Here is a 13,865-nt window from a genome sequence, read left to right as displayed (position 1 = left end):
TCTGCCGGGTGTGGGGAAGCGTATGACGGAGCGGGTGGCAGGGGTACGGCTGGCGCCGTACACGACGCTTGGGCTGGGCGGGGCGGCCAGGGCGTTCGTGGCGGCCGGGTCGGCCGAGGAGATCGTCGAGCTGGTGGCCGAGGCCGACCGGGCGGGCGAGCCGGTGCTCGTGCTCGGCGGTGGCAGCAACCTGGTCGTCTCCGACGAGGGGTTCGACGGCCTGGTCGTGCGGGTCGCCTCCCGGGGCGTTGAGATCGACGGGGGCCGGGTCACCGCGCAGGCGGGCGAGGACTGGGACTCCCTGGTCGAGCGCACGGTGGCGGAGGGCCGTTCGGGAGTGGAGTGCCTGTCCGGCATTCCCGGGCTGGTCGGGTCCACACCGATCCAGAACGTCGGCGCCTACGGGCAGGACGTCTCCCAGACGATCATTGCTGTCCGGGTCTACGACCGCCGGAGTGGCGAGGTGCGGGACCTGGCCGCGCGGGAGTGCGGGTTCGCCTACCGGCACAGCGCGTTCAAGGAGGATCTTGGGCGGCACGTCGTGCTCGCGGTCACCTACGAGCTGGCCGCCGGCACGTCGGCCGGCGACGCGCTGTCCGGCCCGATCGCCTACCGGGAGCTGGCCCTGCGGCTGGGGGTCGCCCTGGGTGACCGGGTGCCGCTGGCGCGGGCTCGCGCGGCGGTGCTGGAGTTGCGCGCGGGCAAGGGCATGGTCCTGGACGCGGCCGACCCGGACACCCGCAGTGCGGGGTCGTTCTTCACCAACCCGATTCTGACCGGCGGACAGGCCGCCGAACTGGAGCTGCGGGCGCCGGGGTTCCCCCGCTGGGACATGCCGGACGGGACGGTCAAGGTTCCGGCGGCGTGGCTGATCGAGAACGCCGGGTTCCCGAAGGGATACCGGCGTGGCCCGGCCCGCATCTCCACCAAGCACACCCTTGCCATGACAAATCCGGAACTGTCGGCATCGACCGAGGAGCTTCTCGACCTCGCCCGCGAGGTCAGGGACGGGGTCCTGGAGAAATTCGGCGTCACCCTCGTCAACGAGCCCGTGATGGTCGGCACCCGCCTCTGAGCGGCACCCGCCTCTGAGCGGCTTCCGGCTTTGAGTGGCTTCCGGCTTTGAGTGGCTTCCGGCTTTGGGCCGGGAGGCGGGCTCACGGGCCGAGGGGACCTGCCTACGCGAGGGTCCTGATCCTTGGAGGGGGAGTGACCCAAGAGGCATGGATCTTCGGGGAGCCGGATTGCCAGGGGGCCTGACCTGCGAAGGTATCGGTCTCCGGACTAGGACCGGGGCGAGGGAATGAGCGTCAGGTCTCGGCTGCTAGGGTCTGATGGAAACACCCGAAGGGGAGTAGTCCCAATCGCGTGATCGACATACTGGCGCCCCAGGGCGCCCGGTCGCGCGGGCCTTGGATCCGGCCGTTCTCACACGGCTCCGGGGCGGACGAGACCTTCGGCCTGGCAGGCAATCATCGATGCCGCCGGGCCGAAGACGTGCCCGAAACTCCCCGGGTTCTCCCCTTCAGCCCGGCCGCGCACGCGGGAAGGGCACCCTCCATTGGAAGCGTTCTGGATCAGCCTTGTTGTGATCTTCGTCGCGGAGTTGGGCGACAAGAGCCAGCTCATGGCCATGACCTTCGCCACCCGGTTCAAGCCGTGGCCGGTCCTCGCCGGAATCACCCTGGCCACCGCGGTGGTCCACCTGGTCAGTGTCGGTCTCGGCGGTCTGGCCGGTGACCTTCTTCCCACCACGGCGATCACGATCATCGCCGGAATCGCCTTCCTCGGCTTCGCCCTGTGGACGCTGCGCGGGGACGAGCTGACGGACGAGGAGGCCCAGAAGGCGCAGCGCACCACCCGGTCGGCGATCATCGCTGTGACCGTCGCCTTCTTCCTCGCCGAGCTGGGTGACAAGACCATGCTCGCCACCATCACCCTCGCCACCCAGCACGGCTGGTTCGGCACCTGGATCGGCTCGACCGTCGGCATGGTCGCCGCCGACGCCCTGGCCATCCTGGTCGGACGGATGCTCGGCAAGCACCTGCCGGAGAAGACCATCAGGTACGGCGCCGCCGCCGCGTTCGCCGTCTTCGGCGTGATCCTACTGGTCGAACCCCTGCTGGCCTGACCGTGCTTCTCCCCGGCGGAGCGGTGACCGGTCAGGCCAGCCGGGCTTCGATCTCCCGAACGCTGGGATTGACCAGCGCCGATCCGTCGGGGAGGAGCACCGTGGGGATCAGCCAGGAGCCGCCGCCGAGGTCGGTGATGAGCTCGATCGCGCCGGGCGTCCGATCGACGTCCACCTCGACGAAGGGGATCTCCGCGCGGGTGAGCGCGGCCTTCAGCCGGTGGCAGTGACCGCACCACGGAGCGCTGTAGACGGTGAGGGAGGACATGTATTCCCTATTCAAAAGGTGGGTTTGACGTGAACGGTGAATAGTGAATATTCTCACTCGCCAAGTGGATATTAATGGTAGACACAGCAGCTGAGCGGGCTGGCTGGTCGCACGAAAGTGGGTCCCCGTGACCGAGCTCCCCGACGTCGCCCTCACCCGGCGGTCCCTGCTGAGATCCATCGCCATCGTGAGCGGCCTGGCCGCCGTCCCCGGCCTCGCCGTGGCCTGTGAGTCGCCCGAACCGGCGACCGGGGGCCCGGCCGGCGCGGCGAAGTCCCTTGACGTCCTCAAGGTCGCGCTGCCCTCCTCCCTCGGCTCGCTCGACGCGAGCAAGGAGGCGGGCATCATGAACTACGTCGTCGCGCTCCTGTGCCAGGAGGCGCTCGTCGGGGTGGGGCGCGACGGCAGCCTCCAGCCATCGCTCGCCGAGTCCTGGACCAGGAAGGACGCGACGACCTATGTCTACGCCATCCGCCAGGGCGTGACCTTCTCCGACGGGACGCCGCTGACCGCGGACGACGTCGTGGCCAGCCTCGACCTGCACGCGCGAAAGGGCTCCACCTCGGCCTTCGCGTACGCGTACGCCAATGTGAAGAAGATCGAGGCAAGCGGGCCGGCCGAGGTCACGATCACGCTGAAGCGGCCCGACGCCTCGTTCGCCTGGACGCCCTCGCCAGGCACCCTCATGGTCACGAGCAGGAAGTTCATCGAGGTCTCCGGCGACGGCATCGGCACCCCCACCGCGAAGATCCTGGGCACGGGCCCGTACCGGGTGACGGAGTTCGCCCCCGACTCGCACGTGACGCTGGAGCGCAACGACGCCTGGTGGGGAGGCAAGGCCCCGTACCGCCGGATTGACATCGACTTCGTTCCCGAGGAGTCGACCAGGCTCCTCGCCATGCGCGGCGGGTCCGTCGACGTGGCGCTGAACGTGCCCGCCGAGCAGATCGACCAGTGGAAGGGGCTGCCCGGCGTCGAGGTGAAGGCGGCGAGCGACCGCTCCCTCGTCACGCTCGCCTTCAACACCGCCAAGAAGCCGTGGGACGACGTCCATGTCCGCAGGGCGGTCGCCCACGCCGTCGACAGGGAGGGAATCCTCCGCAGCGTGCTGCGCGGTCACGGCAGGGTGGCCACCACGCTCACCGACCCCGCCCAGTGGGGCGGCGTGCTCGGGGAGGCGGAGGTGGAGAACCTGTACGCGAGCATTCCGCAGTACGGGTTCGACCTGGCCAAGGCACGTGCCGAACTGGCAGCCTCCTCGGTGCCCGGCGGCTTCGCCGACGTGCTGACCTATCCGAACAGCGGGCCGCAACTCGGCAGGGCCGCACTGACCCTCGCCGAGAACCTCAAGGGCATCGGCATCACCCTGGAGGTCAAGGAGGTCCCGCTGGAGCAGTGGATCGCCGAGCTCGGCAAGCACGCCTCCGGCATCTACCTGGGATGGTACTTCGCCACCACGGGCGACCCCGCGGAGTACATCCAGCAGCTCCTGAACGGCGCCGCCACCGGTGTGAACGGCACGAACATCGCCGAGTACGCCAATGCCGAGGTGACCGGGCTGCTCGACGAGGCGAAGACCGGAACGGACGACACGGCACGCGGCAGGCTTCTCGGGGAGGCACTGGTCAAGGCTGCGGGTGACGTCCCGTACCAGCCGCTCTGGTGGGGAGAGGCGGCGACGGCGTTCGGCCCCGGCGTGGGGACCGGCGAGTTCGGACCCTACTTCTTCGTCGGTCCCTGGGCCACCGAGATCACCACCCGCTCATGACCGCGGCACTGGAGGCGTACGCCGCACTCGCCGGTCTGCGCGTGCCCGAGGCCGTGGTGCTGGATGCGGAGGGGGCCCGCGTCGCCTGTGTTCTTCCGCGCCCGGACGGCCGGCCCGTCGCACACGTGCTCGACCTGTCCGGAGCCGGAGCCGGAGCCGGAGCCGAGAGCGGAAGCCGAGGACCGGTCCCGGTGCCCGTTCCCGTGGCGGGCACGGGGACGGAATGGCACGCGTTGACGCGGTGGCTGCCGGACGGGAGGCTGCTGCTCGCCGCCGGTGACGGCCCTGACCTCGACCACGTCGAGGTCCGTTCGCCCGGCGATCCGGTCCCCGCCTGGCGGGTCCGCGTGGGAGGGGAGATCGAGGACCTCGTCCCCGGTGGTGACGGTACCGTGCTCGTGCGGTTCGCCGACCCGGGCAGCGAGCGCGACGGCAGCCACCTCGGCCTCCGGGTCCGCGATGAGACCGATCCCTTCGTCCGCACGCCGGGTGACAGGCGCAGGCGACTCGCGTGGGCACGGGTGGGCGACGGGGAACTGCGGACGGTGCCGCTGCGCGGCCTGACCGTGTGGGACGCCGATTGGCGGGACGGCGTCGTACTGGCCGTCACCTCGGCCGACGAGACGCCCGCCGGGTACTACCGGCCCGCCCTCGACCTGGTCGATCCTGAGAGCGGTGAACTCCGGACCCTGCTGCGCACCTCCTGGCAGCTCAGCCGTCCCCGGCTGGCGCCCGGCGGGCGTACCGCCGTCGTGGTCGAGGGGCTCTCCATCGTCTCCGGGCGGATCATCCGCGTCGACCTCGTCACCGGGGAGGCGACGCCATTGGCCGCCGTCGACGACGTCACCGATCTGGGCTGGCTGGACGAGGACACCCTGTGGTTCACCGGGTGGTCGGGTACCGGCACGCACGGCGGCACCCTGACCGCCGACGGCCGCCCGCTGACCCGCTGGACCTCCTGGGGAACCCTGGGCGGGCGCGACGGGCAACCGTCACTCTCGGTGGATCGCACCGGTGCGCTCGCCGTCGCCGTCTGGGAGACGGCCGAATGCCCCCCAGAGGTGGCGGTCGCCCAGGTGGCCAAGGGCGACTGGCGCCAGGTCACCGATCTCAACGCCGTGCTGGCGCCGCTCGCCGTGCACCAGGAGGAGGTCTCCTGGACCGGCCAGGACGGCCTCGCCGTCCAGGGTCTCCTGCTGCGGAGGTCGCCGATCTCACCCGTTGCCACCGTCGATCCCGCCGTTTCCCCGAACCTCTCCCCTTCCGCCGGTCCCGCCAACCCCATCGGTCCCGCCGGTCCCGCCGGTCCCGCCGGTCCCACGGGAACCGGCGGGACCGGGGCGGGACCGGCGCCGCTGGTGGTGATCGTGCATGGAGGGCCGACCTGGCTGTGGTCCACTGCCTTCGCGCCGGCCGAGTCCGGCGGGCTCGCCGCCGCGCTCGCGCACGCGGGTGCGGCCGTACTGCTGCCGAACCCGCGCGGGAGCAGCGGGCGCGGCCAGGAGTACGCGCGCCGGGTCATCGGGCGATTCGGTGAGGACGACCTGGGCGACGTCCTCGCGGGTGTGGACCACCTCGTCGCGGCCGGAGTCGCGGACCCGGAGCGGATGGCCGTCATGGGGCTCAGCTACGGCGGCTACCTGAGCGCGTGGGCGGTGACCCGAACCGGCCGGTTCCGGGCAGCCGTGGTGATGTCCGGGGTGAGCGACTGGCTCAGCTTCGCCACCGCGAGCAACCTCGGCGGCGGCTTCGACCTCCTCTATCACCGAGGGGCCGACCCCGCCACACCCCAGGGCAGGGAGTTTCTCGCCGCCCGCTCGCCGGTGTGCCACGCGGCCGGGGTCACCACACCGACGCTGATCCTGCACGGCGCCGAGGACCGCACCACCCCCGTCGGGCAGGCGGAGCAGCTCTATCGTGCCTGGTCGGCGGCCGGCGTCCGGACCCAGCTGGTCGTCTACCCTCGGGAGGGCCACGAGCTGACGGAGGGAGCGCACCGCGGGGACGCGGCGGAGCGCGTGGTCGCGTGGCTGACAGGAAACGGGGTGCTCTGATGGCGGGGCGTGACCGGGGTCTCTTCCTGCTGCGCAGGTTCGCGGGCACCGTCGTCGTCGTCGCGCTGCTGTCGGTCGGCATGTTCGGCCTGCTCTACCTCGCCCCCGGCTCGGTCCAGCAGACCCTGCTGGGCACCCGCCCCGCCACCCCGGAGACCATCGCGGCGATCCAGGCCCGCTACCACCTCGACGAGCCGCTGCCCGCGCAGTACCTGCGCTGGCTCGGCGGCGTCCTCCACGGTGACCTCGGGACCTCGGTCAGGACCGGGATGCCGGTCGCCGACATGATCGGTCAGCGGCTGCCGCTCACCCTGGCGCTCGTCGGGTACGGCGCGCTGCTCGCCCTGCTGGTGGGGGTTCCGCTGGGCGTGGTCGGGGCGCTGCGGCGGGGCCGGGCCGCCGATCGCCTCGTCGTCACCGCCGGTGTGGTGGGGTTGAGCGCCCCGCCCTTCGCGGTCGGGCTGCTGCTGCTCGTGGTGTTCGCCGCGGGGCTCGGCTGGTTTCCCGTGTACGGGACGGGCGAGGGCCTGGTCGGCCAGGTGTGGCACCTCACGCTGCCCGCGGTCGCGCTGGCCGTCGGCGCCGTGGGCATGTTCGTCCGCTTCAGCAGGGCGGCGCTCATCCGCGAGCTCGACCAGGACTACGTGGTCTTCGCCCGCGCGCGTGGTCTGGGCGGCGCGGCCGTCCTCGGATACGCGCTGCGCAACTCGCTGGTCCCCATCCTCACCGCGGCCGGGCTCATCGTGACCGGCATGCTGGCCGGGACCGTGCTGGTCGAGGTGACGTTCGCGCTTCCCGGTCTCGGCTCGCTGCTCGTCGACTCGGTCACCTTCAAGGACGTCCCGGCCGTCCAGGCGCTCGGGCTGCTGTTCACCCTGCTCATCGTCGCAGTCAACCTGCTGGTGGACATCGGCTATTCGGTGGCCGACCCCCGGGTCCGGTTCGGCGGGAGGACATCGTGAGCTCCACGGGCGGGCACGCCGTCGTGTCGGGTGGGAGGCTGCCGTGATTCGCTGTATCTCGCCTGAGGGGGCATCGTGAGAGGCCGTTTTCCGGCGGTCGTGCGGCGCCGTCCCCAGGTGGCCGTGGCCGGCGCGCTGGCCGTCCTGCTCGCCGTGGCCGTGGCCGCGGTGCTCTCGCCCTGGCTGGTGCCCGGCGCGACCGACCAGGACCTCCTGCTCGGCATCACCGGCCCCGCGCCAGGTCATCCGCTCGGCACCGACGACCTTGGCCGCGACGTGCTGGAACTGCTCGTCGCGGGAGCCCGTACGGCCGTTCCCGGCGCGCTGTGCGTCGCCGCCGGGTCGATGCTGATCGGCAACCTCATCGGGCTGCCCGCCGGATACTTCGGCGGCTGGGCCGACGCGCTGGCCATGCGCTGGGCGGACCTGATGTTCTCCCTGCCCGCCCTGCTGGTGGCGATCGTCGTCGCCGGGGTACTGGGCGGAGGGTACGGCCTGGCGGTCGCCGTGCTCGTCGTGCTGTTCGCCCCCACCGACACGAGGGTGGTGCGCGGAGCCGTGCTCGAACAGCGGCACCGCCCCTATGTCGAGGCGGCACTTCTCAAGAACCTCTCCGCGTGGCGGATCATGACGAGGCAGATCTGGCCCAACATCGCCTCGGTCACGCTGGCCAACGGGTTTCTCAACTTCGCCTACGCCCTGGTGTCCCTGGCCTCGCTGTCCTTCCTCGGCCTGGGGGTGCCCGCGGGCTCGCCCGACTGGGGGCGCACCCTGGCGGACAACCGGGCCCAACTGCTCGTCAACCCCTGGGCAGTGGTCGCACCCGGCCTCGCCATCATCCTCACGGCCGCCGCGCTGAACATCGTCGGTGACTGGCTCCACGAACGCGTCGATCGCCGGGGAAGGGCACGTTGAGATGAAGGAGTCCACCGGAACCGGGGCGACCGCCGAGCCCGCGATCCGGGTCGAGGGAATCAAGGTCCGGCAGCCCTCCACCGGGCGGACCCTCCTGTCGGAGGTGTCGTTCGAGGTGGCGGCCGGAGAGTCGGTCGCCATCGTGGGGGAGTCGGGTTCGGGCAAGTCCCTCACGGTCCGTGCGATGCTCGGCCTGTTGCCTCAGGGATTGGAGGCCACGGGGCAGGTGCGCATCGCGGGCGAGCGGGTGGACGACGACCCGCGTGCCCGGCGGCGGCAGCGCGGCGGCGTGGTCTCCCTCCTGATGCAGGACCCGTTCACCCTGCTCAACCCGTTGCGCCGGGCCGGGCGCCAGATCGCCGACGGGTTGCCGAAGGGCGCGGACGCGGCCGTCGAGGTGCCGCGGCTGCTGGCGGAGGTGGGTCTGCCGGCGAATGTCGCGGGGCGCTACCCCTTCCAGCTGTCCGGCGGCATGCGCCAGCGGATCGGGCTGGCCGCCGCACTGGCCGGAGGGCCGCGGGTGCTGGTCGCCGACGAGCCGACGACCGCGCTCGACGCCACCACCCAGCGCGAGGTCCTCTCCCTCATCCGGCGTGTCCAGCGCGAACGGGACATGGCGTTCGTCCTCATCACCCACGACCTGCGCCTGGCCTTCTCCACCTGTGACCGGGTCATGGTGATGTACGCGGGACGGGTCATGGAGACCGGCCGTGCGGCGGCCGTGCGGCATGAGCAGTTCCACCCGTACACCCGGGCGCTGCTGGCGGCCGAGCCGCCCGCGGACCGGCGGCTCGCGGTGATTCCCTCGGTGCCGGGGGCCGTCCCCGCGCACGACGCGGCGGCAGGGCGGTGCGGGTTCGCCGATCGGTGCTCGCTGGCCGTGCCGGAGTGCCGCGCGGGAGTGCCGGAGCCACGTCCCGTACGCGTGTCGGGGCGCGTCCGCGAAGGGCGGCTGTCGGCGTGCCTGCGGGCGGCCGAGCTGCCCGCGCCGCCCGCGCCGGAACCGGGGGTCGTCTCCAGGCCGCCGGTCGCGGCCGAGCCGGTGCTGGAGGTGCGTGACCTGCGCCGGTGGTTCGCCGGGAGCCCGCACCCGGCGCTGGCGGGCGTGAGCCTGACTGTCGCTCCGGGCGAGGTCGTCGGTGTGGTCGGCGAGTCCGGATCGGGCAAGACCACGCTGGCCCGATGCGTCGCCGGGCTGGAGCGTCCGGACGGGGGTGCGATCCTGCTCGGCGGCGCGGACTGCTCCGACTACGGGCGGATGGGGCGCGCGGCCGTGCGCCAGGCCCGCCGGATCTCACAAATGATCTTCCAGGACCCCTATTCGACGCTCAACCCCGCCCGGACCGTGGGGGCGACCCTGCGGGAGGCGCTGTGGGCCGACGGCCGTCCCGCCGGGCCGGACGACCTCGCCCGGCTCCTGGAGTCGGTCGGCCTGGCCCGTGACATGGCCGGGATGCGCCCGGCAGGGCTGTCCGGCGGCGAGCGGCAGCGGGTGGCGATCGCCCGCGCGGTGGCGGGCGAGCCCCGCCTGCTGATCTGCGACGAGCCGGTGTCGGCGCTCGACGTCTCGGTCCAGGCCCAGGTACTGGGTCTCCTCGCCGAGCTGCGGGAACGACTGTCCATGGCGATGCTGTTCATCACCCACGACCTGGCCGTGGTCCGCCAGATCGCCGATCGGCTCTACGTGCTGGAGTCGGGCACGTGCGTGGAGACCGGCCTCGCCGACCGGGTGCTCGACGCGCCCGAGCATCCCTACACCCGGGCGCTGCTGGCCAGCGTCCCCGACGGCTCCGGCGACTGGCTGGACTGACCGGCTCGCGCGCTCCGGTGGAGAACCGCACGCGACGGTCGTCAGTCCTCGGAGAACGAGATCAGGGTCAGGACGCGGCAGGCGGCGGAGCCGGTGGCGTAGACGTGGTCGGACTCGGCGGCGAAGCGCACGGCGTCGCCCGCGGCGATGGTGACCGACCACTCCTCGGTCTCGACGGTCACCTCGCCGGAGACGACGTAGGCGTGTTCCACCGAGCCGCGGCCGTGGGAGCTCTTGGCGCTGCGGGTGCCCGGCGGGATGTGGCCCTCGGCCAGTTCGAAGCGGCGCCGGTCGGGGGCCGCGAACAAGGCGCGGACCGTCGTGTCCCCGGCGGGGAGGACGAGTCCCTCGTCGTGGCGGATCACCTCCGGGCCGATCAGGTGGACCCGGGTCAGCTCGCCGAAGGTCAGTTCCAGGGAGGTCGCGAGCCGCGACAGCACCTCGACCGTGGGGTTGGCCACGCCGCGCTCGACCTGGGAGATGAGTGCCTTGCTCACGCCGGTCAGCTCGGCCAGCTCGCGAACGCTGAACCCTCGGGCCAGGCGGGTGCGGCGCAGGTTGGCGGCGATCGCTCCGCGCACCCCCGAAGACTCAGGGGGAGCGGGGGCCATGCCGACGGCGATGCCATTCTCGCGCTGCACGTCTGTCTCCTCTTCCCGATCCGATCGGTATCCATGATGCAGGAGGTCAGCCGATCAGGGCGAGGCGGTGGGCGGCCGCGACCTCCTCGGCACCGCACTCGCGGACGAGCCGGCGGATCGCCGCGGTGAACGGCGCGTAGGCGAGGCCCTCGGTCGACAGCATTTTTCGCTCGGTGAAGTCGATCTTCTACGGGGGCGGAGAGGCCCGGCCGGGCGGAATGAGGCGGCCGGGCTCTCGGGACGTGGTCATGCCGAAATGATCTTGCCGAGGAGGCCCCTGCCGCGCTTGCCGCCCGGGCGGGCCTTCCTGTTCTCCTGGGCCTCGCGGGCGAGGCGGTGGTTGTCGGCCTCCTCAAGGAGCTCGGCGGTCCGGTAGGCGATCAACTGGAGCTGAAGCTCGGGACCCATGGGGGTTCCTTCCTGGTGTGGCGCTTTCCTTACAGACTCAAGACTCGTCCTAAGGCCCCCGGTCCCACATCGGGAGGATGTCCTATCTCCGGACCGCTCCGCGCCCCGCCACTACCTAGGCCCCACCTAGTGCGACGTTCCTCACCGGAAGTGCGGATCCACCTCGGTCCTGGCATCAGGAAGGCAGGCCCGATCATGGATGCGAAGCCTCCGGTCCACCTGAAGATCCGAACTCCGAACGCGGCCTGGTCGAAGAAGTCGAATTCTCCGGCGCGTACGCAGGCCGGGCAGGGACTGAAGTCCTCCACGCGCTCGTGGAGGGGTGGCCCGGGGGTGCGGTCAGATGAGAGGTTTCTCATCTGGGCTTCAGCGTGGTCTCCTCGAAGGGTGTCAAGGTCGATCTCATGAAACATCGGGGAGCCGTGATCCTGCTCGTCCTCGGTTTGGTGGCGGTGGGGTTCATGTCCATGGGGTTCATGCGGGCGGCCAACGAAGGGTCCGATCTGGGCGGGCCCGTCGTCGTGTCGCCCTCGCCCGGGCGCGGTGGGCAGGGCACTCCTTCGGCCTCGCCTGGGAAGAGCGGGGAGCCGGGGTCGGGCGTGAACAGCGGGGATCCGGGGTCGGGCGTGAAGAGTGGGGATCCGGGGTCGGCCTCGCCGGGCAAGAGTGAGAAACCTGCGCGCAGCGCGCAGCCCACGCCCCGCAAGAGCAAGGCCGAGCCGGTCAGGCCACCGTCGCCTCGGCTGGGGGGCGGGGGCGATGACGACGATGACGACGATGGCGAGGGTGATGATGACTGACCAGGTGAGCGCATGAGGGTGAGCGCCCGTGCCCGGATCGTGGGCTGGATGCTCGCCGTCGTCGGCCTCGCCCTGTCTGTCTCGATCTCCACGACCTGGACCTTCCTGGTCAACCGGCTCGACGACCGCATAGGCTCCGAGCTGCGCAATGAGGTGGACAAGCTGCGCAGCTACGCCAAGGAGACACGCGATCCGCAGACCGGCCGCACGGTCACCGACGTCCAGAAGCTGCTCACCGATTACCTGGCGCTCAACTCGCCCGATCGGTGGGAGACGTTTTTCAGCATCGTCGACGGCAGCGCCGACAGGGTCACCGCGATCGAGCCGCTCGTGCGGCTCGACACCGATGCCGAGCTGGTCGGGCGGATGGCCAAGGCCACCAGGATCACGCGTGACACGGTTGAGAGCGACGCGGGAACGGTCCAGTACGCGGTGATCCCGGTGACCGTGTCCGGTGACTCCCGCCCCGGCCACTTCGTTGTGGCGATCTTCTACGATCGGCATCGCGGCGAGATCGTGGACGCGGTGTGGGCTCTCGGGCTGTCCGCGCTGGCCGCGCTGGTGCTGGCAGGGGCGGCCGGGTGGTTCGTGGCAGGGCGGGTGCTCGCGCCGGTGCGGCTGATCGGCCAGACCGCGGAGCAGATCAGCGACTCCACCGACCTGACCCGCAGGCTCGACGTGCCGGGCGACGACGATGTGGCGGCGCTGGCCGCGACGTTCAACCATATGCTCGACCGGCTGGAGAAGGCGTTCGTCGTGCAGCGGAACTTCATGGACGACGCCGGGCACGAGCTGCGTACGCCGATCACCGTCATCCGCGGCCACCTGGAGCTGATGAGCGACGATCCGGCCGACCGGGCCGCGACCCTCGCCCTGGTCACCGACGAGCTCGACCGGATGAACCGCATCGTGGACGACCTGATCACGCTGGCCAAGGCCGAGCAGCCGGGGTTCCTGCACCTGGACAACGTCGAGCTGGCCGACCTCACGGTGAGCGTGGTCGCCAAGGCCCGCCCGCTGGGTGAGCGCCGGTGGCGGGTCGACGAGGTGGCCGAGGCCCGCCTGCCGGCGGACCGCCAGCGGCTCACGCAGGCGCTCATGCAGCTCGTGGCCAACGCCGTGCGCCACACCGCCGACGACGACCTGATCGCCGTTGGCTCCGCCGTCCGCGACGGGCGCGTCGACCTGTGGGTACGCGATAGCGGGCCCGGCGTGGCGCCCGCCGAGCGAGAACGGATCTTCGGGCGGTTCGTGCGCGGCGCGGGCCGCACCGGCACCTACGACGGGGCCGGTCTGGGGCTGGCCATCGTCAGATCCATCGCCGAGGCCCATGGAGGCGGCGTGAAGGTGACGGAAGGTCCCGGCGGCGGGGCCTGTTTTGTCATATCTCTCCCGCTATGGGAGACGTGGAGGCTGCCATGAACCGCATTCTGATCGCCGAGGACGAGGCCAGGATCGTCTCCTTCGTGGAGAAGGGGTTGCGAGCCAACGGCTTCGTGACGGCTGCGGTCGGGGACGGTATCGCGGCCTACGACCTGGCGAGCACGGGCGGGTTCGACCTGCTCATCCTGGACATCGGGCTGCCGTTGAGCGACGGGTTCACCGTGCTGCGGCGGCTGCGAGAAGCCATGGTCACCATTCCTGTGATCATTTTGACCGCTCGTGACAGTGTGAGCGACACGGTGGCGGGGCTTGAGGGCGGCGCGGACGACTACATCGCCAAGCCGTTCGCCTTCGAGGAGTTGCTGGCTCGGGTACGGCTGCGGCTGCGCGCCGACCGCACACCGGAGGTGACCGTGCTGCGGGTGTCGGATTTGTCGTTGGATTTGCGGACGAGGCGGGCTTATGTCGGCGAGCGGGCCGTGGATTTGTCCACCAGGGAATTCGCGCTGGCGGAGATCTTCTGTCGGCATCCCGACCAGGTGCTGACGCGCGAGCAGTTGCTCAGCCACGTCTGGGGGTTTGATTTCGATCCCGGGTCGAACGTGGTGGATGTGTATGTGCGTTATCTAAGGCGCAAAATCGGTGTGGATCGGATCGAGACCATAAGAGGAACCGGCTATCGCATGAGAGTCGCCTAATCATCGCCTCATGATCACTTCATCCTG

Annotated in this window: 13 protein-coding genes; 10 read left to right on the top strand and 3 right to left on the bottom strand. The window is 71.1% G+C overall.

Annotation, left to right across the window (positions count from 1 at the left end; all coding sequences use genetic code 11):
- The first annotated feature begins 22 nt into the window (after positions 1-22).
- On the top strand, positions 23-1,075 hold the full coding sequence (locus OIE13_RS27655) for a UDP-N-acetylmuramate dehydrogenase (RefSeq protein WP_326828914.1): 1,053 nt from the start codon (positions 23-25) through the stop codon (positions 1,073-1,075).
- Positions 1,076-1,561: 486 nt separating this feature from the next.
- Positions 1,562-2,131 carry a TMEM165/GDT1 family protein gene (locus tag OIE13_RS27650; RefSeq protein ID WP_326828913.1) on the top strand — a complete coding sequence of 190 codons (570 nt, stop codon included), beginning with the start codon at positions 1,562-1,564 and terminating at the stop codon, positions 2,129-2,131.
- 31 nt (positions 2,132-2,162) lie between these two features.
- Here the strand turns inward: OIE13_RS27650 and OIE13_RS27645 are convergent, their stop codons facing one another.
- Positions 2,163-2,399 carry a glutaredoxin family protein gene (locus tag OIE13_RS27645; RefSeq protein WP_030921755.1) on the bottom strand — a complete coding sequence of 79 codons (237 nt, stop codon included), beginning with the start codon at positions 2,397-2,399 and terminating at the stop codon, positions 2,163-2,165.
- A gap of 127 nt (positions 2,400-2,526) precedes the next feature.
- Between OIE13_RS27645 and OIE13_RS27640 the strand changes: the two genes are divergently transcribed.
- The 5 genes from OIE13_RS27640 to OIE13_RS27620 all read left to right on the top strand — a co-directional run bounded on the left by OIE13_RS27640 (position 2,527) and on the right by OIE13_RS27620 (position 9,908).
- The gene (locus OIE13_RS27640; RefSeq protein ID WP_326828912.1) at positions 2,527-4,167 is read left to right on the top strand and encodes an ABC transporter substrate-binding protein; all 1,641 of its coding nucleotides are present in this window, start codon (positions 2,527-2,529) and stop codon (positions 4,165-4,167) included.
- Positions 4,164-6,221, top strand: a complete 2,058-nt coding sequence (locus tag OIE13_RS27635) for an alpha/beta hydrolase family protein (protein ID WP_326828911.1) — start codon at positions 4,164-4,166, stop codon at positions 6,219-6,221. The genes OIE13_RS27640 and OIE13_RS27635 overlap by 4 nt, the downstream gene beginning before the upstream one ends.
- A complete protein-coding gene (locus tag OIE13_RS27630) occupies positions 6,221-7,183 on the top strand; it encodes an ABC transporter permease (RefSeq protein WP_326635128.1) in 963 nt (320 codons plus the stop codon). Before OIE13_RS27635 ends, OIE13_RS27630 begins: the two co-directional genes overlap by 1 nt.
- Before the next feature lie 75 nt (positions 7,184-7,258).
- A complete protein-coding gene (locus OIE13_RS27625; RefSeq protein ID WP_326635130.1) occupies positions 7,259-8,098 on the top strand; it encodes an ABC transporter permease in 840 nt (279 codons plus the stop codon).
- Between the two features lies 1 nt (position 8,099).
- The gene (locus OIE13_RS27620; protein ID WP_326828910.1) at positions 8,100-9,908 is read left to right on the top strand and encodes an ABC transporter ATP-binding protein; all 1,809 of its coding nucleotides are present in this window, start codon (positions 8,100-8,102) and stop codon (positions 9,906-9,908) included.
- Positions 9,909-9,949: 41 nt separating this feature from the next.
- On the opposite strand, the gene OIE13_RS27615 is transcribed toward OIE13_RS27620, so the two are convergent.
- The gene (locus OIE13_RS27615) at positions 9,950-10,549 is read right to left on the bottom strand and encodes a helix-turn-helix domain-containing protein (protein ID WP_326828909.1); all 600 of its coding nucleotides are present in this window, start codon (positions 10,547-10,549) and stop codon (positions 9,950-9,952) included.
- Between the two features lie 246 nt (positions 10,550-10,795).
- On the bottom strand, positions 10,796-10,957 hold the full coding sequence (locus tag OIE13_RS27610) for a hypothetical protein (protein ID WP_326828908.1): 162 nt from the start codon (positions 10,955-10,957) through the stop codon (positions 10,796-10,798).
- A 404-nt stretch (positions 10,958-11,361) separates the two neighbouring features.
- On the opposite strand from OIE13_RS27610, the gene OIE13_RS27605 reads away from it, so the two are divergent.
- The 3 genes from OIE13_RS27605 to OIE13_RS27595 are packed head-to-tail and all read left to right on the top strand — an operon-like array spanning position 11,362 to position 13,838.
- A complete protein-coding gene (locus tag OIE13_RS27605) occupies positions 11,362-11,757 on the top strand; it encodes a hypothetical protein (RefSeq protein WP_326828907.1) in 396 nt (131 codons plus the stop codon).
- 12 nt (positions 11,758-11,769) lie between these two features.
- Positions 11,770-13,179 carry a sensor histidine kinase gene (locus OIE13_RS27600; RefSeq protein WP_326635138.1) on the top strand — a complete coding sequence of 470 codons (1,410 nt, stop codon included), beginning with the start codon at positions 11,770-11,772 and terminating at the stop codon, positions 13,177-13,179.
- Positions 13,176-13,838, top strand: a complete 663-nt coding sequence (locus OIE13_RS27595) for a response regulator transcription factor (protein WP_326635140.1) — start codon at positions 13,176-13,178, stop codon at positions 13,836-13,838. Before OIE13_RS27600 ends, OIE13_RS27595 begins: the two co-directional genes overlap by 4 nt.
- Positions 13,839-13,865: the final 27 nt, after the last annotated feature.

Source organism: Streptosporangium sp. NBC_01810, from assembly GCF_035917355.1.
Lineage (GTDB): Bacteria > Actinomycetota > Actinomycetes > Streptosporangiales > Streptosporangiaceae > Streptosporangium.
Note: the sequence above shows the minus strand (reverse complement) of the source record. Positions and strands in the feature narration are given on the sequence as shown.

Excerpts from the sequence above, each read along its gene's own strand:
- OIE13_RS27610 (WP_326828908.1), bottom strand. The coding sequence starts at position 10,957 with ATGGGTCCCGAGCTTCAGCTCCAGTTGATCGCCTACCGGACCGCCGAG.
- OIE13_RS27635 (WP_326828911.1), top strand. The coding sequence starts at position 4,164 with ATGACCGCGGCACTGGAGGCGTACGCCGCACTCGCCGGTCTGCGCGTG.
- OIE13_RS27605 (WP_326828907.1), top strand. The coding sequence starts at position 11,362 with ATGAAACATCGGGGAGCCGTGATCCTGCTCGTCCTCGGTTTGGTGGCG.
- OIE13_RS27645 (WP_030921755.1), bottom strand. The coding sequence starts at position 2,399 with ATGTCCTCCCTCACCGTCTACAGCGCTCCGTGGTGCGGTCACTGCCAC.
- OIE13_RS27620 (WP_326828910.1), top strand. The coding sequence starts at position 8,100 with ATGAAGGAGTCCACCGGAACCGGGGCGACCGCCGAGCCCGCGATCCGG.
- OIE13_RS27630 (WP_326635128.1), top strand. The coding sequence starts at position 6,221 with ATGGCGGGGCGTGACCGGGGTCTCTTCCTGCTGCGCAGGTTCGCGGGC.
- OIE13_RS27595 (WP_326635140.1), top strand. The coding sequence starts at position 13,176 with ATGAACCGCATTCTGATCGCCGAGGACGAGGCCAGGATCGTCTCCTTC.
- OIE13_RS27655 (WP_326828914.1), top strand. The coding sequence starts at position 23 with ATGACGGAGCGGGTGGCAGGGGTACGGCTGGCGCCGTACACGACGCTT.
- OIE13_RS27600 (WP_326635138.1), top strand. The coding sequence starts at position 11,770 with ATGAGGGTGAGCGCCCGTGCCCGGATCGTGGGCTGGATGCTCGCCGTC.